Genomic DNA, 19,211 nt, shown 5'->3' on the forward strand with positions numbered 1-19,211 from the left:
CATAACCAAAAGGGCCCTCCACAAAAGGGGGATAGCATGACGGAGATACGCGTCATTGGGATGGGGTTCGTTGGGATTCCACTCGCAGTCGCGTTCGACGACGCCGGCCACGAAGTCGTTGGACTCGACATCAAAGAAGAACGGATTCGAGAACTCAGACTAGGGAACGACCCGACTAACGAACTAGAGGACGCGGTGATCAGGGAGAGTGACGTCGAGTTCACGACCGACCCGACAGCCGTCGAGGGGTTAGACTACGCCATCATTACGGTTCCCACGCCCATCGACGACTGGCACCGACCGGAACTCGACATGATAAAAGCCGCTGGACGCATTGTCGGCGACCAGCTTCAGCCGGGGGGCACGGTCGTTCTTGAATCGACCGTCTACCCCGGGGGTACAAGGGAGATCCTCGTCCCGGCGCTTGAAGCCGCCTCGGGGCTGGAGGCCGGGCATGACTTCGGAGTCGGCTACTCTCCCGAACGCATCGCCCCCGGCCCCGCTGACGACTACAGTTTGCGACAAACGAGCAAGCTCGTTAGCGCGGGTGACGAACAGACGCTTTCGGAGACCGTCTCGCTCTACGAGTCCATCATCGAGGCCAGCGTCCACCCGGTGCCCACCATCGAAACGGCAGAGGCGGCAAAGTGTTTGGAGAACGTCCAGCGAGACGTCAACATCGCACTCATCAACGAGTTCACCATCGGATCCCGGAAACTCGACATCGACCTTGACCCCAGGGCAGTCCTTGACGCGGCAGGCACGAAACCAGCGTTCCACGACTACCAACCGGGTATCGTCGGCGGCCACTGCATCCCGATCGACCCCCATCTGCTGGCGAAACGGTTCAATCGGGACGGCTTCTACTCGGCACTAATAGAGAGCGCCCGCCGGACGAACGATTCCTTTCCGCGGCATATCGCCGAGCAGGTCGCCAAGAACGTCCCTCAAACCGAGACCGTCCTGCAGGCGGACGGGGGCGGAGTGGAAAGACTATCGGACGGAACGATGGCTGACAGGGAGTCCGAGGGGTTCCGTACGCTGGTCCTCGGATTCGCTTACAAGGCGAACATAAGTGACCCACGTAACGACGCCCTCGGCACGCTCATCGACGAACTGAACTCCTACGGCGCGTCCGTCGATGGTTACGATCCGCTGGTCGACGACAACCATTTGGCGGCCGAGTTCGGCGTCCATCCCGTCGATGATCCCGACTTCGCGGCGTATGACGCTGTCATTGTCACGACGCTTCACGACGAGTTCCGGGATTACAGCCTCAACGACCACAACACCGCGGACGAGTCGCCGTATATCGTCGATCTGACCGGCCACTTCAGGCAGTCCGCGGACACGCTGTCGACAGAGAATAATGTATCGTGATGCCACCGTCGGCGTGGTCGTCCCCGCCTACAACGAGGAAGGGTTCGTCGGTGACGTGCTGCGGGACATACCAGACTTCGTCGACCGGGTATACGCCATTGACGACTGCTCCACGGACGGCACGTGGTCAGAGATCCTTGACGCTGCCTCGGTAGCGGTGTGCGGCAACGGCGCCGGCAAACTCCAGTACCGCGACGAGCGGCCGGACGCCCACGGGTCATTCCTTCGCGAGCCCGAAGCATCGCGGTCAGTCGTACAGACGTTCGAAGATCGCATAGACACCATCGAGTCCCGTAACGATCTGGTAGCAATTGCACACACGGAGAACTTCGGCGCGGGCGGCGCCATCAAGACGGGCTACCTCGCCGCGCTCGTTGACGGCATTGACATCACCGTGACCATCGACGCAGATGGACAGATGGACCCACGAATCATGAATCGACTCGTCAAGCCCGTCGTCGACGGCCGCGTCGAGTACACGAAGGGGACCCGGCTCGTAGACGGCCGGCACTGGCGTGAAATGCCGCCAGTACGCGCGTTCGGTAACACCGTCCTGACATGCATGACGAAGGTAGCAAGCGGTTACTGGCCGATGACAGACTCCCAGAACGGGTACACGGCAATCTCTCTAGACGCCCTGCAGCGCATTGGGGTGGAGAACCTCTTCGAGTACTATGCGTACTGCAACGCAGTCCTCGTTCGCTTGAACACCCAGAATGCGCCCATCGCGGATGTCGAGGTCCCGACCACATACGGCGAAGAGACAAGCAACATCGAAATTTCAACGTTCCTGACCAAGGTAACGCCAATGCTCGCGGAGCGATTCCTCTGGCGGCTCCGCACTGAGCTTGTCGCCGACAAGTCGTCGCTCGTGGCGCTGCTGTACCTCGTCGGAGTGGTCTGTCTCCTCATCGGTTCAGTGCTCCTGACACCGCTTTGCCGGCTGGTAACCGGCCGGCGGTCCTACCGAGGTGCGGCGGAAACCTTGGGTGCGGGCGCGCTTTCGTTGACAGTCGCCATGGTCGTCGAGCGCACGGCATCAGCCGACCTCGTCGAAGTGGTGCTAGCCGAGAACCACGACGGCTGGGGAGGTAAACGATGACCCGGTATTCGCGATTGGAACAGTCTCACCACCGACGCCCTGCCCCCCGAGCATGGGTGCCGCTGCTCGACACTGACCAACTATGACGTTGCCGATGGACGTGTGGGCGATCGGAAGGGATTACGACAACATCGCAGGTACCGTTGCATACCTCGCGCCGGCGGCGGCCATTTCCGCGACAACCGGTGTTTACGTTGCGGGACTGACGACATTCGCTGTCGTCTCTCTGTACGCGACCGTGCCGATCGTGGTCGCGTCGACGACGGCACTCCTTGTCAACCGCGTTTCGATCGCGCGCGAGGTGGTGTTTGCGAGATCACTCACCCCGGCCAGATTGCGGCTCTCTGTTGCCGGCTACTTGACAATTCACGGACTCTCCCTGCTGACTGCGTCGGCCGGGGCCATCCGACCGTATGCCTACTACGGTCTTGTTGCGCTGGCGGCCGCCATCATACTGTTCCAGCTGCTCCACACTGAACCGAGCCGAGCACGAGTCGTTCTCTTCCTGACGGAGATTGCAGCCCTACTTGCGACTCTTGTCTGGTCAGTAACTCTAAAGTACCGGTATTTTTTTGGACGCACAGATGTATTTCCCCACCACCGTTTTGTCGACAGCCTGCTGACCACCGGACACATTACTGATGCCTTCGGTTCGTACCAGGGGTTCCCGCTATGGCACGTCCTAATGGCGTTCCAGCAGCAGCTCTATGGCGGCGTCGTGGACACGCTCGTAGTGTTCTTTGTGACAACGGGCGTCGTCTATGCTGTGGCGACAGTCGCCATCTACGCGATGGCGAGACGGTTCGGATTTTCAAGAGTCATCGCCGTCGTGGCGGCTCTCGGGATGTGTGCGATACCGTTCGTGGTTTTATACGGGATGTATTCCATCCCGCGGAGCGTCACAGCTGTCCTGTTCCTGTTCTCCCTACTAGCCCTGCTGCTTGAGGACCGTCGAGGGACCTTCATATTCCTCGCGTTCGTCGTCGGAATCGCAGCCTACCACACTGTCAGCCTCCCGTTTATTTTCGTCACCCTTGGCGCGTACTACGCCGCGGAACGACTTCTCAACACGCGCTCTCACGGGAACGGAGCGTCTTCGTATGTGGTCTCCACAGGAGCCCTGCTCACGATACCGGTTGTGCAGGTGGTCTACTGGGGACTCATGGATCCTGCTTTGATAGAACGGCTCATCTCCCTCGCCACCGAGAACGCGACATACGGCCTGTCCAATGAGACCGGAGGTATCACGACACAGTTCATTGAGTCGCCACTGCACGAACTCGCAAACTACACTCCGTTCGGGTTCCTGTTGCTGTTCATAATGTTCGCCGTTGTCGGCTCGGCGGCCGCAAGCAGGCTCTCGCGGCGCGGCGAGTGCGTCCTATTGGCGACGCTGCTGCTGGTCCCACTCTCGTTCCCAGGGCCGGCGATGCTATTTAGCGTAGTGTCGAACGTTACGGCTGACATGGTCCTCCGGTTCGGCCAGTACACATACCCCTTCGTCGCGCTCACGTTCGGCGTCGGAGTCGTGTCTGCGGCGCGGGCCGGGGCGGCCGTCGGCGGCCGTCGCATCGCGCTGGCGGTTGTCGTCGTGCTGGCGTTCACCACCGTCTTCTTTGCCGTCTCGAACGACTTCGTCGCCTCGGACAACCCGGTGGTTGAGCGCGACGATTTCTACACTTTCTACCTCTCCGAGTCCGAGGTGACGAGCGTCGGGACGATCACCGAGACAGCCGACCGGTCGGTGACCAGTGACTACGTGACCTGCAGGTACGTTGAGAACCCCGGGAACGGGGATTGTCACATTATCCAAGCAGACCCGATGAACAGGGAGTTGCACACCGCGGACGGCTCAGTGTTCGTTCTCCGGGGCGCCGAACTAGCACAACGGCCGCTGAGCGTGTTCCCGACCAACGAGAGAGTGGAGGACCCGCCGTACTCGAACTTCCGCCAGTCCCTTCCGGCATCCTCGCCAGTCTGGAACGACCTCGACGACCGTCACCGCGTCTACGACTCGGGGTCCGTGACGGCCTATACAGCGGACTAACAGTACGCTCAGCCAGGGGTGGCCGCTTTCCGGATAGCGACATTATCTTCCCAGGAACAATTTATTACATTCCAACTACCGTACTCATACGGTTTCGATATATTTTTATATTAGTTATATATATACATATAAAATTAACCAAAAAGAGTATAAACCGTTTTGCTATATGGGTACCTATGACAGAGAACCACGGCTTCGACACACCCGAGCAGGGCACAAGCGACTGGGGGGTGCCACTGAACCGGAATTTCGAACGACTCGACATTGCCGTCGAGGTGCGCGACCAGGAGTCCGAACTCGACACCTACGACCCGAAATCTGGTGCCAAGTTCTACGCCGTCGATACTGGGAACGCGTACGTCGGTGACGGAAGCGAGTGGTCCCAGGTGCCAGTCGCGACCCATAACCACCAGCAACTCGCCGTCGGGGACTCCCTCCGACTCCCGGTGAAGGACAGCGACCCCGATTCGCCAGCTCCCGGCGACGTGTGGTTCCGCGGCGACGCCGGTGAGGTCCGCGTCCACACTACCGATGGCACTCAGACGCTCGGCGGGTCCTCGACCAGCACAGCCGACAGCACCCAGGTGTCCTTCGACGTTACCGAACCGTTCGAAGACGACAACTGGACCGCCACCTTCGGCGACGGCTGGGACTACGGGCTCGCCGCAAACGCCGATATCCGCGATGTCGCGGGACGCGACGGGAACCAGCTCCAGGCAACCGTCCCCGGCGGCGAGAACCGTGGCATCTACACGATCCACAACCATGCGGCTCGAACCGGCCAAGCGCCGACGTCGTGCTACCACAGCTTCGCACTCCGGTTCGAGCCCGGGTTTACGGACAACATCACCGACGACGGGAAGCTCCCCGGGTTTGCCGGCCGCGACGGCACTGACGAGGGCGCTGGCGGCAGTCCCGCCAACGGCACGGGCTGGTCGGCGCGCATGGGGTGGGACGACCCCAGCGACCACGGCCCCGGCATCGCAGTCGACTGGTACATCTACCACATGGACGTATCGGGCTCGTACGGCGAACACGATTATTGGGGCCGGCTCCTTGAGGAGGACGTGTGGCACGACTTCGAGCAGTACATCGACCTCGGCACGCCCGGCGAGAACGATGGCGTGCTCCGGGGCTGGATCGACGGGAAGCTCGAGTACGAGCGGACGGACCTCCGCTTTCGGGACAGCGGCGGAAACGATGTCCAATGGTCTTGGTGGGATTTATATCACGGTGGCGGCAACACGCCGAGCGGCAACATCACCGTCCAGTTCGACGATCTCGGCATCGTCCGCGGTGGGATGCCATAACCGGCACAACCCACCGCAACCGACCCGGTTGCCGAGTGATCACGCAACCATCGCGGGGTTGGCCGGGTAGGCTGTTTAGAACAATACCTTAGGCCCTCTTGAGAATGTCAGACAATGACCAGCGACGACACGGACTGCGACGACCCAGGACCCGGGGTCCAGATGATCGGAACACTCCCGCCCTGGAAGGGCATCTCGTCGTACTGCAAGGCGCTGTACGACGGACTCAACCGGTCGCTCCGTAACTTCACGTTCGCCGGCTGGCGGAGCCTCTACCCGGCGTCGCTCTACCCGGGCGGCGACCCCCGGACTGGCGAGGAGCCTGTCAAGGCCGAGAACGTCCAGCGTCGGCTCGCCTGGTACGACCCGGTGAGCTGGCTACGCTTGGGCCTCGACCCGGATATCGACCTGATTCACGCCCAGTGGTGGTCATACCCGTTGGCGGTCCCGTACGTGGTCGTCTTCGCCGTCGGCAAGGCCCGCGGCAAGACTATCCTTCTGACCGTTCACAACGTCGAGCCGCACGAACAGACGCGGCTCAAGATGTTCCTGAACGCTGCCGTCTACCGGTTCGCCGACGAGCACGTCGTGCACAGCGACCGCAACCGTAAACAGCTTACCGACGGGCGCCCCATCTCGCCCGAAGATGTCCACGTCATTCCCCACCCGACCATCGGCCCGGACCGCCGCGGCGTCACCGCGACAGAAGCCCTGTCCTGGCTCAACCTTGACGAGGACGCTGATGTAGTCCTGTTCTTCGGGAACGTCCGAGAGTACAAGGGCCTAGACTCGCTCGTCGAGATGGTCGCGGCGCTCCAGGAAAATCGGGACATCGAACTGGTCGTCGCAGGCAAGTCCTGGGTCAACTGGAGTAACTACGAGGCGCTCATCGCCGAACAAGACCTTACAGAACACGTCCACCGGTTCCCCGGCTACATCCCCGAGGCCGATCTTGAGTACTTCTTCACGGCCGCCGATGTCGTCGCGCTTCCCTACGATTACTTCGACGCCCAGAGCGGCGTCGCGGAGCTCGCGGACCACTTCGAGACGCCGACCGTAGGATACGATGTCGGGGGACTTGCCGACCAAGTGGACGTCGTTGCTGACGACCGCGCCGAGTTCAAGCAGGCGCTTTGCGACGGTATGGACAGCAATTTGTCCAAGTCAGCGGACTCTGAGGACGCGATCGAACGCCACCTGCGGCTGTACGAAGACCTGCTCGACGAGAACGTGACTGTTTCTGAGGAGCCTGTGCCGCGCGGGCACTGACGGCGGTCACTGCGCCGTCCGATAGTCGGACTTGCTCGCGTTCGATACAACCCAGAGGTATACATGGTTCGCCGCGGACGCCGTCGACGCGGTGTCCGGGACGTCGTTAGGATAGAGGAGCCAGACGACCCGGGATCGGTCGTCGCGGGCGGCTGGCGTGAACGTATAGTTCCGGACCACGGTCTCGTCGGCGTCGACGGCGACGGTGAAGCTGTCGAGCGGCGTCTGGTCGCGGACCTCTGTTGCGTTCCCGGCCTCGTCGACAGTCTGCTGGATGACGACGACCGTGTAGTTCTTAGGCTGTCCTTCGTGGTTGCTGATGGCCACGCCGATGGTTTGCTGGTCGCCCCCGACAACCACCGAGGACTGGTCGACACCAGCGAACGTCTCCCCATCTCCCGACAGCAGGTAAAACTCCGAGTACTGCTCGTCGTAGGACAGCTCCACGGCTGCGTACCCGGCGCTCATCGCGAAGAAGAGGACCGACACGACGAGAACTGCGTTCACCACCCTCACTGATCCACCGCCAGTGCCAACCGGCCACACCTCGTCGAGACCGTCTGGCAGACCTGGCCGGAACTGTGCATTGCCGGGAAGCTGCCACCGGCGCAGTGCGGCGAGGACGGCAACCACGATTGTGAATCCGCTCACTGAGAGCAATACAGGGACCAACTGGATGCCCCAAGGCGTGAAGTTCCACGCGTATCCGATGGCCGGTACTATGATGATGCTTAGCCCGACGGAGAGCAGGAACCGCTCGGTGACGGTGACGCCGTTAGCTCCCTCCGTCCCGGGCGCTGACGATAGCTGTCCTCCAACACGTTCGCCGCTCTCAGCACGGAACCGCTCTGGGAATAGGGCTGCGACAACGACGTACCCGGGCACGAGACAGACGAAGACGAACCCGAGGGGTACTCGAAGCGGCGTGCTGCGGAGGATTGGGAAGAAAACGGCAGTGTTCAACGCGAACGTCAGTCCAATCACCCCTAGGAGGTCGACCGGTACGGGGCGAGCTGTCGAACGGAAAATACCCATTTATGGTCCACGTTATCATACGGTAGTAAAGTAATGCGGCCCGAAACGACCTGACGGTCGCCGTCCGACGGACGAATCCACTGACCGTTGGCGAGGCGCTCTGGGTACGCCAATGCTACTGTCAGTCGTCGGGACTGCACTAGACGGAACGCACAGACCGACTGACCTGCCCCAAGTAACACTGCAGCACGACTCCTCGAAATCTAGAACTCCGCGGAGAATTCGAGCCGACCCAGACAGACTTGGGACGCGAACAACACAATTTGCGAGTATAGTTTTGTGGCTGGATAACGTTATTATCGGTGAACAATGGGACACAAGCCAATCAATCGGCGACAACTATTAGGTGCGCTCGGCGGGAGCGTTACCGTTTCTCTAGCCGGCTGCCGCCGGATTAGAGAAGGGACACAAGCATCGCCAGATTCGAACCAATCTGATACTACAGATAGTGACGAGACAGAATATAACACGGTTGTAATATTCAGAAACGACGATCCAGCGCCCTGGACAGATATTGAGGTTCTTTCTGGTGTCAATGAAGTCTTCATAAATAATGAGATACCCTTCACACAGGGGATAGTTCCATATGATAAAAATGAAGACGAAGGTATTAATTTAGAACATGAAGTCTGCGAGTACTTAAATTCTGTCGCCGAAGACAACCCAGAGTTGGTTGAAAATGCCCTGCACGGTTACACTCATGTCCGAGAAACGGATTTCTTCTGGGGTAGTGAGTTTGGTGGCCTAACATACGATCAACAGAACCAAAAAATAACAAATTCACTACAACAGTTCGACGAATGTTTTGACCAGACCCCAACGACATTCATACCACCCTTCAATACATATGATGAAGCAACAGTACAGGTGTTAGCCGAGAAAGGATTCCGGCTGGTATCCGGTGGATTTTATTTTCAGAGAGACTATTTTGGAAAAGAAATGGTTTGGGAAGATAACGGAATCATACACCTACCAGCTAACCTGGCTATGGAGGACTCAGAGACACAAGAAGTCAAGAAAATAGACAGTTTAGAACAGGAATATGACAAAAACAGCGAGGAATATAGTCTAAATGTTATAATGTTGCACTATAATCGTTATTCTGAAGAGGCGGATAAACAAGTCTTGGAGGGAATGATACAGCACGCCTTGGAGGACAATAGTAAATTTATGACGTTGGGTGGGTTTGCAGAGCAGATCGAAAATGGCGCCCTCAAGAGAACGGAAGACGGGTGGAGAGTGAAGGAAACCCACTCCACCAAATCCTCTTGAGAATGAACGAAGGGGAGGTTGCCACTATCATACCCGTCCAGAATTCAACGAACGTCTAATATTATAAATCATAGTATAAATTCCCTATAGGGAACTGTCTAGTTGAGGGATTGAGGAACGAGGAGGTCGTAGTGAGTTCTGTCCATGAAACTCGTAGACCTCCTCAAAGAACGCTTAGATGTGGAGAATAAAGATACTTGGGAGAACGAGCGCACGCCGACACCCGTGCGCTGTTTCGCGATTCGACTTCACTCGAGGGGGTTGTCAGTGCGTAAAGTCGAGGTCGTCTTGGACTAGTTGGGTGTCGATCGCTGCTATCAGGCAGTCTGGAACTGGAAAGAGAAACTAACCGAGACAGAGCCCGAACCGCCGATGTCCACGAGAACAAAGTTCTCGTGCGACCCATCAGAACGCTTGAGTTCTGAGGACGGTGGAGCCATCGCGGGTTGCGGTTGACGAGAAGCAAATCAAAGTTGACGGGGAGAAAAGTTGTTCTACGCCGCGATCGACACAGGGTCAAAATTGCTGCTTGAAGTCGATGTCTACAGCTGCCGCAGGACAGACCTCGCAGCGGCGTTCCTGTATCGCCTTACCGAGAAAAATGGGATCGCCAATACAGAGTTTCTCGTCGATGCTGGAGGCTACTTGACTGCCCCTGCTCGCCGAGAATTGAGCGGTCAGCTCAACTACATAAGGCGGAACCACATCGAAAAGTGGTTCCAGACCGTGACGATGCGAATCAACTGCTTTCACCCGTTTTGGCGGGGCAATCCATCCAGTGCGAAACGCTGGCTGCGACGATTCAGACACTACTACAATCGACACCGACCGAACCAAGCGTTAGATGGAGCGATTCCTGCCGAGGTGGTTCTGAACTAGACAGTGCCAAAAACAGGCGTTTGTCAGCCATTCGGTGGCTTGTTCGTGTACTGGCGACACACTCGTTTGATACCTTCTTCGAATGATACTTGGGGCACCCATCCCGTTTCTTCCTTTATTTTCTCTATATCGGCACACGTGTCAGAGACATAGACATCCTGTGGAATCGGATTCTCCACGTATTCTGGATCGATATTTCGTCCTAGTTCCTCGTTCAGCAACTTGACGACGGTGTTGAAGTCGTAACTTGTCTCGGTACCGAGATTGTAGGTGCCATCGAGTTCGTGATCAGCTGTGAGTTCGAGCCCGCGCACTACGTCGTTGACATGGGTGAAATCCCGCGTCTGGGTACCGTCCCCGTATAGTTTCGGCGACTGTCCGTTCGCGATATCGTCGGCGAACTGAGCGATCACGTTCGCGTACTCCCCTTTGTGTTCCTCGGCGCCACCGTACCCCTGGTAGACCGAAAAGAACCTCATTCCGGCAACGTTCATATCGTAGTGATTCGAGAAGTACTCGCCGTACCGCTCGCGAGCGAGTTTCGAGGCCTCGTATCCCGTATTCACTGAGACGGAAAGGTCCTCCGGCGACGGTTCAGTCCGGTTTCCGTAAATCGAAGAGGTGGACGCATAGACGATCGTCTCACAGCCGCTTTGGCGGGCGTGTTCGACGACATTTGTGAATCCTTCGACGTTTACACGCGCACCGAGCTGGGGATCCTCCTCGTGCATCGCGTACGAAGAGAGTGCAGCGAGGTGGTATACGACATCGACATCGGTCGGGAGATCGTCTTCGAGCACGCTTCGCTCGTGGAACGTGACCGCTCGGTCGAGATTGTCCGGCGTTCCCAGATACCCGTTATCGACTACGACGACGTCGTTATCTTTTGCGAGGTAGTTTGCGAGATTCGATCCTATGAACCCGGCACCGCCGGTTATCAATACGCGATCGTCCTCCATAGAAGAATACGCCACAAACGGATACAAAAACGTGCCACCCGTCAAACACTGTGATGAAATTCCATGTCAGAGTAGGCTACCCCGCATGGACGGCCGAACGAGACGGTTAGAGCGGTCGACGATGGATCCGAACTATGGCCACCGTGCTCAAACACAAAGACGTGTATACCGGACAGTTTTCGTGTGTGTCGTACATCGGATCGATGCCCGGTAGTCCCCTACCGATTGATATAGCATTATTTGATTTATTAGGTGGCAGTCGGACAGCTTTTACCGTTCAGCAAACCAGAAAGTCGCTCCACTACACACGAAATCAGTCGTATCGGTGTCGAACTACAACAACGAGTAAATACTCTCCTCGTACGTCTCCCTTACCCGATCCCCCCAGTTGTGGGTGTACGTATCGATGACGTCGTCGGCGACGTCCCCACGCAGATACTTCACAATCCCACGGTCACCCGTCTCACTCCGAAGGTGCGTTGTGAAGAAGTGCCGAAAGTAGTGCGGCGTGACGTTCTCTGCGGCCCCGCCGCCGGTCCGGTACCAGCCCCGCTCACTGGCGTGGTCCGTGACGAGCGTATGAGCCATGTCCGTCGTCAGGCGGTGGCCCCACGAGTCACCGGTGCTTACGAACAGTGGATCGGCCTCGGAGATCGGATCCGGGCGGACGGCCAGCCACTCGACGAGCACGGATCGGAGCTCGTCGTCTATCGGAACGACCGTCTGGCGTTTCCGCTTGTTCGAGGCCGTCCGTTGCTCGCCGTTCGTCAGTTCCCCACGGGAGGGCTCCGGCGAAACGTACAGTGTGTTCGTCTGTCCGGAGAGCTGCGGTCGGACCTCACTCTCCGTGTCCAGATCCAGGGGCTGTAAATTCACGTCCTGGATGTCGAGATTGCAGAGTTCGCCGACCCGCAGTCCGGTCTTCAGCAACGTCACGACGACTGCTTTATCCAGCGGGTGACAGATACCCTGTACGAACTCCCGTATCTCCGGGATGGAGATCTCTCGCCGGGCGGGGTCAGTGTCGATCGATTCCTCGATCTGTTCGACGACCAGCGTCATCGGGTTCGATTCGAGTACGCCGACCTCCATCATGTAGCCGTAAAACCGGTGGAGATACGAGGCGTAGGTCGCAACGGTGCTTCCCGCATGCCCTCCCCGTAGCGAATCGACCCACTCCATGCAGTCCCGATGGGTTGCCCCGTCGATACTGAGGCCACCCTGAGAACGTTCTGTCCCCTCGCCGAGGAATACCTCGAACTGCCGCAAAACGCGTTCGTAGGCCGCCTGTGTCCGCTCTGTCTTGCCGTGATAGCCGACGTCGCGGACGAAGTATTCGATCGGATCCTCGACGCTCTCGTCGGGCGTTTCGGTACGGCTCATCTGTCCCCCGAGAGCGTGTAGCCGCCATGCCGGCCGCTGTAGCGGACCTTGCTTTCGTCCTGCAGTTCGGCCATCGTATCGTCAAGCCGTTCCTCGATGTCGTCGGTCAGCGCCTCGACCAGTGCTTCCCACGAGAGCGTCCCCTCGCGTTCGAGCAGGGCAACGACCCTTTCGGAGAGTTCACCACTGCTGCCGGCCTGTCGGACCATGTTCTCGTTCTCTCTCTCCTGGGCCGATGCACCTGCTGGGGAGGAGTCATCGGCGTCGCCGTCCGACCCGCCGAATCCACGCCGACCGGCCTGCACCATCGACCGGACGAACTCGCTCTGACTCATACCGAGTTCGTCGGCGTGAGATTTCCATTGTGCTTTTTGATACGCCGGGACGTAGGTCTTCACGGAGGTTCGCGAGGTATCGACGTCGTCGTCGGTAGCCATGAACGGGTGAACGACTCCCGCCTGCATTAATGTTACCATAACTCCAGATAAACATACTTATCCCTAATTCTGACACTGTATATTTTCTTTCTAAGAGCCTGATACCCTTCGTTTAGATTTTTATATTATATTTTAGGACCATATATTGATCGCTGGTTTGAGAAGAATCTCCAGATTTGCGGAGTACGGTTATAGAGTGATCTCCTCATTCACCCTTGGGAATAGAGCCCGACAGTCGTCTTCCTGAAGCGGGTTCCAGACGCCGAATCTGGTATGGCTCTTGCTTCAGATTCGCTACTGCGATGCGAAGATTCCGCAGTGCAGTTGTTGATTTACTCGGTCGAGATGCTCATATCAGTGGGATGATGATCGACGGTTGCACCCAATGAGTGCGTCGGCCGGGTGGCGGCGTGTCGGCGAATCACGCGGGAGGCCCGCGCCTGCTCCAGGCAGATCAAGCATCCGGACCGTCGTTGAACCCGGAAGAGGTGGTATATCGAGAACATCGTCTCGTCCGATCGACCGACCTGTCGGGCGGGGTAGTCCCCTATCGGGCAGTCGTCGAGAAGTATGTGCGAAGCCGTTTCATGGGTCAGTCCGAGTAACAACCGACCGGGCATCCCGCAGTTTCAGAGTCGTTTGACCACCCTGCCGCAGGAAGTACGGTTACAGCTACGACTGCAATCGGATGCTCCTTGCCAGAAAGCTATGTCGGATCGAGAGTGTCACCATGACTGCGGTGGTAGCTAGCGACCCGCCTCGAAACGAATCGCTTGCCAGGTGAGCAGCGTGAACTCCGATACGAGACCACAGTTCCAGTGGGGCGTCTATGTCCCGGGAGTGGGGTGGCTGTGTCCGCCGACGGGTGTCATCTCCGGGGGGGACACATAAAAGCACGCCCCAAGGTAGATGTAGGATAGTTTGTCTGTGAGAGTGTGGGACGCTGATACAGAGTCCGATAGCCGCGCTCCAGTATTCGGTCTCCCCGGGTGACGGTTCCCCTGGCTGATTGGGGTGGGAGTACCCGCTACCACTTGCAGGATACACCCCTCGCGCCTGTGCACACCAGGGGTTCCGGTGTAGATGATGGCATCAAGCCACGGGTATAATGGAATTGACGGTGCCGGATCCAGGCTTCCGGCCGGGGTACAGTTGGGTCGATCCAGAGCGGTGAACGAGCCGTCGAGTATGGGGTGTAGGATTCACGATGGACAATCAACGACATTTCCCGGGGTCGTCCGGGAGGGCTCTGTACTCAATCATCAGCCAGCCGGGAGCAGTGATAACGACTCCGACGATATCGGTAGCGGGCAGGTACAACCGCCGCTGGTTCTTGGATCTGTTCGCAGTCCTAGATCAATAAAATCCTGCTTCATACCTCTCGACGACGGATTCCGGCATCGACCAGACTACCGAATCCGTTCTCAGTAGAGTACAGATACTGTCCGAGTGTGTACGCATAAACTACATATAGCTATATCGAAACTGGGGATGTGTTTGTAGATAATCGAGTGAAAGATACTTAATCAATTCAGCGGGAATTGCGCTCGCTGGATGGGCTCGTACGGGTTGCAACGGGAAGTGGACTCTCGTCCACCCCTCGCTACGGCCTACCCGCTCTCGGTCGTCTGCCCGACTGCCTTCGCGAGCGAGAGGAAAAAGCCAAGGCCTTCTTTGACTTCGGGGTCTCGCAAGGCTTTGACGACGCCGACTGCACCGACTGGCTCCGTCGGTTCGGCACCCGCTTCACCCACCGCTTCGAGTAGCGACTCGACAGTTCGGGCGACGTCGTCGTCCGAGGCAGTGTCCGCGACCTCGCCGAGCGTCGTTCCCGTCGCCGCGAGTTCGGTCACCATCTCGTCGTCCATCGCGTTCGAGGCGAGTGCGATGAGGTCAGCCATCGCCATGAGGTCCTCGAGCGTCCCCGACCGCTGCAGTTCGGCCACTCCCTCGATGGCGTCGGCCATGTCCTCAGCGTTCTCGCCTGCGGCCTCGCCGAGTTGTGCGGCCTCGGGCGTCGCCAGCCTATCGGCCGCCGCACCGAGATTCGTCGCAGTGCCAGACAGTTCCTGGACCATCCGGTCGTCCATCGCGGACGTCGCGAGTTCGGCAGTGTCGAGCAGGTCGTTAGCGACCCCAAGCCGATCGAGAAAACGGGCGACCTCCTCGGGGTTCTCGGCGACGAGGCTTTCCAGGTCGACCTCCTCAGCGTCGGGAGGGTGTGCAGTGTCCGACATTACAGTAGACCCCGTGCTGTCAGCCAGTAGGACTCGTTGTAGCCCAGTTTCGCCCAGTGGAGATGTTTCGACGGCTCACGGACGAACGGTTCATCACCGTACTCGAACTCGATGAACGTGGCCTCGTCCATCCCAGCCTCGAGGAAGCAGACTGTCTTGCCGCTGTAGGTGGCGGTAGGAACCGCTCCCCGGGCCTGGCTAGCGATCCGGTCGGCGACCACGTCTGCCTCATAGTGGGCGACGCTGCCGGCCTTGCTCGTCGGGACGTCCGCCGCGTCACCGATGGCATAGACGTCTTCGGCCGCCGTTGCTTCAAGCGTGTTCCGGTCCACGTCGACCCAGCCATCGTCGCCGAGACCGGCGTCAGTGACGAGGTCGGTGCCGCCGTGGGGCGGAATCGCGACCAGCAGGTCGTACGACAGTTCGGAGCCTTCCAGCGTCTCGATGACCTCCGCCTCGGGGTCGACCTCGTCGACGTTGAAGAACGTCTCGTAGCCGATGTCGCGTTCGTCGAAGAGATCCGTCGCCCAGTCGGCGATCGATTGGATCCCGTGAGTGCGGTTGATGGGATATGTGTACGTGATTTCGACGTCATCGCGCAGGCCGCGCTCGCGGAGCCAGTCGTCGACCATCAACACGAACTCGACGGGTGCGGCCGGACACATATGGGGAACGCCGATGACGCTCAACACCAGGTGTCCGTCGGTGAACTGCGCTAGCTCGTCGCGCAGTTGCTCGGCCCCGTCAGGGCCGTAGAAGTGGTGTCCACCCTCTACGAGCCCCGGGACGGTCTCGGGTTCGAGGTTTGCACCGGTCGCCACTGTGAGTTGATCGTACGCGAGCGCGGGCCCGTCCGCGAGTGACAGGCGCTTCCCGTCAGTATCGATGTCGACGACCTCGTCGATGGTAAGGGAGACGCGTCTGTCCACGAGTTCCTTGATCGGTCGCTTGGCGTCCTCGACCGTCTTCTTCCCGAACGGGATGTAGAGGAACGTGGGCTTGTAGACGTGGTTCTCGTCGGCCGTTATCAGCCGTACCTCGACGTCGCCGTTCTCGATTTCGGTCTGGAGTTCGTCCGCGAGTCGGTTCGCGAGCACGGTCCCGCCCGTCCCGCCGCCGACGATAGCGATTCGCTCCATCTCAGGTAACCTCGATGTAGATGTTCCAGTGGTCGTCGAGCTCTTCGATCTCGAGTAGCTCGTGGCCGGCCTCGTCGAGCCACTCCGGAACGTCAGTAGTGGAATTACGCTCCGTCGTCTGTAGCTTGACGACCGTGCCGGGGTCGAGTGTCTTCACCTTCCCGATGAGGTCCATTAGCGGGCCGGGACACGTTGCTTCGCGCGAATCGATCGTAACGTCCGCAGTGATATTTTCTGTCATTGTTTTCGGTTTCGTAGTCGAGCACCGCCGCGTCGTCGATGGAACTCGTCCGCGCCGAGTTCACCGTACGCGTTGCGGTCGCGGGTGGTCACGAGTGCTCAACCTCCGTGATCACAATGGATCTACAGTATTGTTAAATAAACCCATTTCTACAAATTCCAGACTGGGAGATTCGGCGATACGTATATATGCGTGTAGACGTTCTGGGGGTAGGATCCGCCTCCAACGACGCCTCAATGAATACACTAAAACCCGAAATAGGGGCTATAACGCTATAAAACGCATTTTCTTGACGAGGCTAATGTCTCGATGTCGGTCAGTCCGACAGTCATAGGAATAGCACGATCCAATGGGAACGACGCCGCCGCGGTTCTGGGCGAACCCGTCTTGTTTTATATGCACACGATAGCTGTGTCAACTCCCGCAGTTAGCGGACTCCGTCAATCGTCGGACGGCACCTGCTCCGACGACATGCCGTTTTGCTCCCCGAAGCCGGCGCTGAGGACGCGGGTCAACGCATCCTCGATCGACTCGTCGATCTCTTCGAACTCGTCATCGTCGAGTTCGATGACGAGGCCGCTGGTGACGTTCGGGGAGGTCGGAACAAAGATGACGTGATCACCCGATTTGGACCGCTTTCCAGTTTTGAACGCGGTCATCCGCAGGTCCCCCCAGAGGTTCACTTTGACAGGCTGATTGAGCTCGGACGATTCCGTGACGGCGGTTTCGACAGCCATCTGGGAGGCGTTGTAGACGATCCGAAGGCCGGGAACGCGATTCATCAGGGAATCCATCCAGCCCGCGAAGATGGAGCCAATCGCCGTGCGCATTAAGTATCCGACGCTAAGAACGACGGTCGCAACCAGTAGAATGCTGAGGACGACGCCGACCGGGGAGGGGTTGATGTCGTTGAACAGCGGTAGCCCTGCAATAAACCCGTAGAGCCATCGGAGTGCGTACAATGAAACGAGAATCGGGACCAGAACGACGAAGCCGCTTCCGAGGTCCCGTTTCACCCAGTCCATATCCTACCCTGGCTACACAGCCTCATATGCGTTCCTGTCGATGCTACGAGAGGCGGCCGGCGATGTCGGCCTCGGTGAGGATGCCGACGGTCTCGCCGCTATCGGTCACCATCACGGCCTTGTAGTGTTCGAGTAGGCTCGTAACTTCGTCGAGCGTAGTATCTTGGGACACCGTCGGAAAGCTCTCGCTCATGAACTCCCGAACCGGTTCGTTCCTGTCGTCTTCGTCGGCATGAACCAGGTCGCCCTGGCTTATACTGCCGACGGGGATACCGTCCTGCAGGACCGGTAGCTGGGAGTACGCCTCCTCTTCCATCTTCCTGACCGCATCGCTCAGTTCGTCGTCGGGCGAGACGCTGATCACGTCGCTGTGCATCAGATCCTCGGCTCGCACGATTCCGGTTTCGGCCTCGGCGAGCGCGCTAACGATCCGCCGAAGCGTCGACAGTCGCGGATCGACATCGCCTCCCTCGATTCGCGCGATCAACGGCTGTGAGACGTCCGCACGATCCGCGAGTTCGCTCTGGGTTAGCTCCAGTTCGTTCCGTCGTTCTCGAAGATCGGCTGGCGTCGGGAGGTCCATACCGGTAATTACCCGGGGTTATAGAATAATGTTTGGGTCAGGGTTCCGATTCTTCTTCGAGTTCGGCCTCGTCCTCGTACTCGATCGTTTCGACGACCGAGAGCGGGACGTCTCGAAGGGTGCCACCGACTTCGCTTTTGCCGATGCGCTGGGCGTGCTCCTCGCTATCGGCGTTGAACACCTTCATCTCCAGCACGAGGCCGACGAGCGCGGTGTCAGCGGCGATGAATGCCGAGTCGAACGGCTCACCGCAGGCGGGACAGCCCGTCGCCCCGACATCGACCTCGACGTAGTCCATGTCCTGCTGATTCAGTCGCTTCCCGGCTTCGCTGACCGCGACGCCGATTGCGTCGTCGATCGAATTAACGTCACGAACCAACCACGCGGCTTCCATCACAACGAGATAGTTGCTCATAGCTGTACCTTCCCGCTGGAGGTTATCGTTCTTTGCGGTTCGTCCCTGTGCTCGACGAGCGGAAAACCGTCACTGCCGGGCGCGCACGAGAACGGGATAATACTTATAACTTATACAGTGCCACCGGATGTGCGCTCCGATTCCTACCGCACGTCTGTCGGCTATCCTACTGTAATTTCTCCCGGGAAAAGCGGAGTTGAATCGCACGACGTAGTCGGTGTGATCCAGCTATGATCTGTCATTCTATATGATTTCATTAGTTATGCTTTTATACGACCCTCGCAGAGCCACGAGCGAAGACAGATGATCGAACGCGTTGCCAAAGCCACACTGCTTGCCCTGTACCAGCTTACCATCGTGATCGGGATCGTCCTGATGCCAGTCGCGGTAGCACTCCAGCGCACCCTCGGGCGCGCCCCCCCGCTTCACCGGTTTATCGAGCGCGTCGATCGAACGTACGAAACGGCGGTCTGATGGCAGTACTCTCGCTGAAACGCA

General features: G+C 58.6%; 17 protein-coding genes and 1 pseudogene. 8 read left to right on the forward strand and 10 right to left on the reverse strand.

The features are described from left to right. Positions 1-36: 36 nt before the first annotated feature. The 5 genes from ACFQL3_RS07990 (at position 37) to ACFQL3_RS08010 (ending at position 7,108) form a co-directional block, all read left to right on the forward strand. On the forward strand, positions 37-1,380 hold the full coding sequence (locus tag ACFQL3_RS07990) for a nucleotide sugar dehydrogenase (RefSeq protein WP_377053049.1): 1,344 nt from the start codon (positions 37-39) through the stop codon (positions 1,378-1,380). Further along, positions 1,370-2,482 carry a glycosyltransferase family 2 protein gene (locus ACFQL3_RS07995; protein WP_377053051.1) on the forward strand — a complete coding sequence of 371 codons (1,113 nt, stop codon included), beginning with the start codon at positions 1,370-1,372 and terminating at the stop codon, positions 2,480-2,482. Before ACFQL3_RS07990 ends, ACFQL3_RS07995 begins: the two co-directional genes overlap by 11 nt. Before the next feature lie 94 nt (positions 2,483-2,576). Further along, complete coding sequence (locus ACFQL3_RS08000; protein WP_377053053.1) at positions 2,577-4,529, forward strand: hypothetical protein; 1,953 nt, start codon at positions 2,577-2,579, stop codon at positions 4,527-4,529. A gap of 176 nt (positions 4,530-4,705) precedes the next feature. Continuing rightward, complete coding sequence (locus tag ACFQL3_RS08005; RefSeq protein ID WP_377053055.1) at positions 4,706-5,839, forward strand: polysaccharide lyase; 1,134 nt, start codon at positions 4,706-4,708, stop codon at positions 5,837-5,839. 114 nt (positions 5,840-5,953) lie between these two features. Then, entirely contained in the window at positions 5,954-7,108 is a 1,155-nt protein-coding gene (locus tag ACFQL3_RS08010; protein ID WP_377053057.1) for a glycosyltransferase, read from the forward strand. A gap of 6 nt (positions 7,109-7,114) precedes the next feature. Here ACFQL3_RS08010 and ACFQL3_RS08015 read toward each other — a convergent pair whose 3' ends face one another. Beyond that, positions 7,115-8,143 (reverse strand): DUF1616 domain-containing protein, encoded by a 1,029-nt coding sequence (locus ACFQL3_RS08015; RefSeq protein ID WP_377053059.1) that lies wholly within the window; start codon positions 8,141-8,143, stop codon positions 7,115-7,117. A 309-nt stretch (positions 8,144-8,452) separates the two neighbouring features. Between ACFQL3_RS08015 and ACFQL3_RS08020 the strand changes: the two genes are divergently transcribed. Then, complete coding sequence (locus ACFQL3_RS08020; protein WP_377053061.1) at positions 8,453-9,415, forward strand: DUF2334 domain-containing protein; 963 nt, start codon at positions 8,453-8,455, stop codon at positions 9,413-9,415. A gap of 144 nt (positions 9,416-9,559) precedes the next feature. Next, positions 9,560-10,294: pseudogene (locus ACFQL3_RS08025) on the forward strand (IS6 family transposase). Between the two features lie 23 nt (positions 10,295-10,317). On the opposite strand, the gene ACFQL3_RS08030 reads toward ACFQL3_RS08025, so the two are convergent. The 9 genes from ACFQL3_RS08030 to ACFQL3_RS08070 all read right to left on the reverse strand — a co-directional run bounded on the left by ACFQL3_RS08030 (position 10,318) and on the right by ACFQL3_RS08070 (position 18,713). Then, complete coding sequence (locus ACFQL3_RS08030; protein ID WP_377053063.1) at positions 10,318-11,253, reverse strand: NAD-dependent epimerase/dehydratase family protein; 936 nt, start codon at positions 11,251-11,253, stop codon at positions 10,318-10,320. Positions 11,254-11,586: 333 nt separating this feature from the next. Beyond that, positions 11,587-12,636, reverse strand: coding sequence for a tyrosine-type recombinase/integrase (locus ACFQL3_RS08035; protein ID WP_377053065.1), 1,050 nt, complete (start codon positions 12,634-12,636; stop codon positions 11,587-11,589). Beyond that, a complete protein-coding gene (locus tag ACFQL3_RS08040; RefSeq protein WP_377053067.1) occupies positions 12,633-13,073 on the reverse strand; it encodes a DUF5805 domain-containing protein in 441 nt (146 codons plus the stop codon). Before ACFQL3_RS08040 ends, ACFQL3_RS08035 begins: the two co-directional genes overlap by 4 nt. A 1,610-nt stretch (positions 13,074-14,683) precedes the next feature. Then, positions 14,684-15,310, reverse strand: a complete 627-nt coding sequence (locus ACFQL3_RS08045) for a DUF1641 domain-containing protein (protein WP_377053069.1) — start codon at positions 15,308-15,310, stop codon at positions 14,684-14,686. Continuing rightward, entirely contained in the window at positions 15,310-16,449 is a 1,140-nt protein-coding gene (locus ACFQL3_RS08050; protein WP_377053071.1) for an NAD(P)/FAD-dependent oxidoreductase, read from the reverse strand. The genes ACFQL3_RS08045 and ACFQL3_RS08050 overlap by 1 nt, the downstream gene beginning before the upstream one ends. A 1-nt stretch (position 16,450) precedes the next feature. After that, on the reverse strand, positions 16,451-16,690 hold the full coding sequence (locus ACFQL3_RS08055) for a sulfurtransferase TusA family protein (protein WP_377053073.1): 240 nt from the start codon (positions 16,688-16,690) through the stop codon (positions 16,451-16,453). A gap of 440 nt (positions 16,691-17,130) precedes the next feature. Continuing rightward, the gene (locus ACFQL3_RS08060; RefSeq protein WP_377053075.1) at positions 17,131-17,715 is read right to left on the reverse strand and encodes a DUF502 domain-containing protein; all 585 of its coding nucleotides are present in this window, start codon (positions 17,713-17,715) and stop codon (positions 17,131-17,133) included. Between the two features lie 43 nt (positions 17,716-17,758). Beyond that, entirely contained in the window at positions 17,759-18,298 is a 540-nt protein-coding gene (locus tag ACFQL3_RS08065; RefSeq protein ID WP_377053077.1) for a CBS domain-containing protein, read from the reverse strand. A gap of 37 nt (positions 18,299-18,335) precedes the next feature. Then, on the reverse strand, positions 18,336-18,713 hold the full coding sequence (locus tag ACFQL3_RS08070) for a DUF555 domain-containing protein (protein WP_377053079.1): 378 nt from the start codon (positions 18,711-18,713) through the stop codon (positions 18,336-18,338). Between the two features lie 303 nt (positions 18,714-19,016). On the opposite strand from ACFQL3_RS08070, the gene ACFQL3_RS08075 reads away from it, so the two are divergent. Further along, positions 19,017-19,187 (forward strand): hypothetical protein, encoded by a 171-nt coding sequence (locus ACFQL3_RS08075; RefSeq protein WP_377053081.1) that lies wholly within the window; start codon positions 19,017-19,019, stop codon positions 19,185-19,187. The last annotated feature ends 24 nt before the right edge of the window (positions 19,188-19,211 follow it).

Origin of the sequence: Natronoarchaeum sp. GCM10025321, assembly GCF_042663585.1 — an archaeon.
GTDB lineage: Archaea > Halobacteriota > Halobacteria > Halobacteriales > Natronoarchaeaceae > Natranaeroarchaeum.

What these genes read in the sequence shown, in the direction of transcription:
- ACFQL3_RS07990 (WP_377053049.1), top strand. Translation starts at nt 37, where the DNA reads ATGACGGAGATACGCGTCATTGGGATGGGGTTCGTTGGGATTCCACTC.
- ACFQL3_RS07995 (WP_377053051.1), top strand. Translation starts at nt 1,370, where the DNA reads ATGTATCGTGATGCCACCGTCGGCGTGGTCGTCCCCGCCTACAACGAG.
- ACFQL3_RS08000 (WP_377053053.1), top strand. Translation starts at nt 2,577, where the DNA reads ATGGACGTGTGGGCGATCGGAAGGGATTACGACAACATCGCAGGTACC.
- ACFQL3_RS08005 (WP_377053055.1), top strand. Translation starts at nt 4,706, where the DNA reads ATGACAGAGAACCACGGCTTCGACACACCCGAGCAGGGCACAAGCGAC.
- ACFQL3_RS08010 (WP_377053057.1), top strand. Translation starts at nt 5,954, where the DNA reads ATGACCAGCGACGACACGGACTGCGACGACCCAGGACCCGGGGTCCAG.
- ACFQL3_RS08015 (WP_377053059.1), bottom strand. Translation starts at nt 8,143, where the DNA reads ATGGGTATTTTCCGTTCGACAGCTCGCCCCGTACCGGTCGACCTCCTA.
- ACFQL3_RS08020 (WP_377053061.1), top strand. Translation starts at nt 8,453, where the DNA reads ATGGGACACAAGCCAATCAATCGGCGACAACTATTAGGTGCGCTCGGC.
- ACFQL3_RS08030 (WP_377053063.1), bottom strand. Translation starts at nt 11,253, where the DNA reads ATGGAGGACGATCGCGTATTGATAACCGGCGGTGCCGGGTTCATAGGA.
- ACFQL3_RS08035 (WP_377053065.1), bottom strand. Translation starts at nt 12,636, where the DNA reads ATGAGCCGTACCGAAACGCCCGACGAGAGCGTCGAGGATCCGATCGAA.
- ACFQL3_RS08040 (WP_377053067.1), bottom strand. Translation starts at nt 13,073, where the DNA reads ATGGCTACCGACGACGACGTCGATACCTCGCGAACCTCCGTGAAGACC.
- ACFQL3_RS08045 (WP_377053069.1), bottom strand. Translation starts at nt 15,310, where the DNA reads ATGTCGGACACTGCACACCCTCCCGACGCTGAGGAGGTCGACCTGGAA.
- ACFQL3_RS08050 (WP_377053071.1), bottom strand. Translation starts at nt 16,449, where the DNA reads ATGGAGCGAATCGCTATCGTCGGCGGCGGGACGGGCGGGACCGTGCTC.
- ACFQL3_RS08055 (WP_377053073.1), bottom strand. Translation starts at nt 16,690, where the DNA reads ATGACAGAAAATATCACTGCGGACGTTACGATCGATTCGCGCGAAGCA.
- ACFQL3_RS08060 (WP_377053075.1), bottom strand. Translation starts at nt 17,715, where the DNA reads ATGGACTGGGTGAAACGGGACCTCGGAAGCGGCTTCGTCGTTCTGGTC.
- ACFQL3_RS08065 (WP_377053077.1), bottom strand. Translation starts at nt 18,298, where the DNA reads ATGGACCTCCCGACGCCAGCCGATCTTCGAGAACGACGGAACGAACTG.
- ACFQL3_RS08070 (WP_377053079.1), bottom strand. Translation starts at nt 18,713, where the DNA reads ATGAGCAACTATCTCGTTGTGATGGAAGCCGCGTGGTTGGTTCGTGAC.
- ACFQL3_RS08075 (WP_377053081.1), top strand. Translation starts at nt 19,017, where the DNA reads ATGATCGAACGCGTTGCCAAAGCCACACTGCTTGCCCTGTACCAGCTT.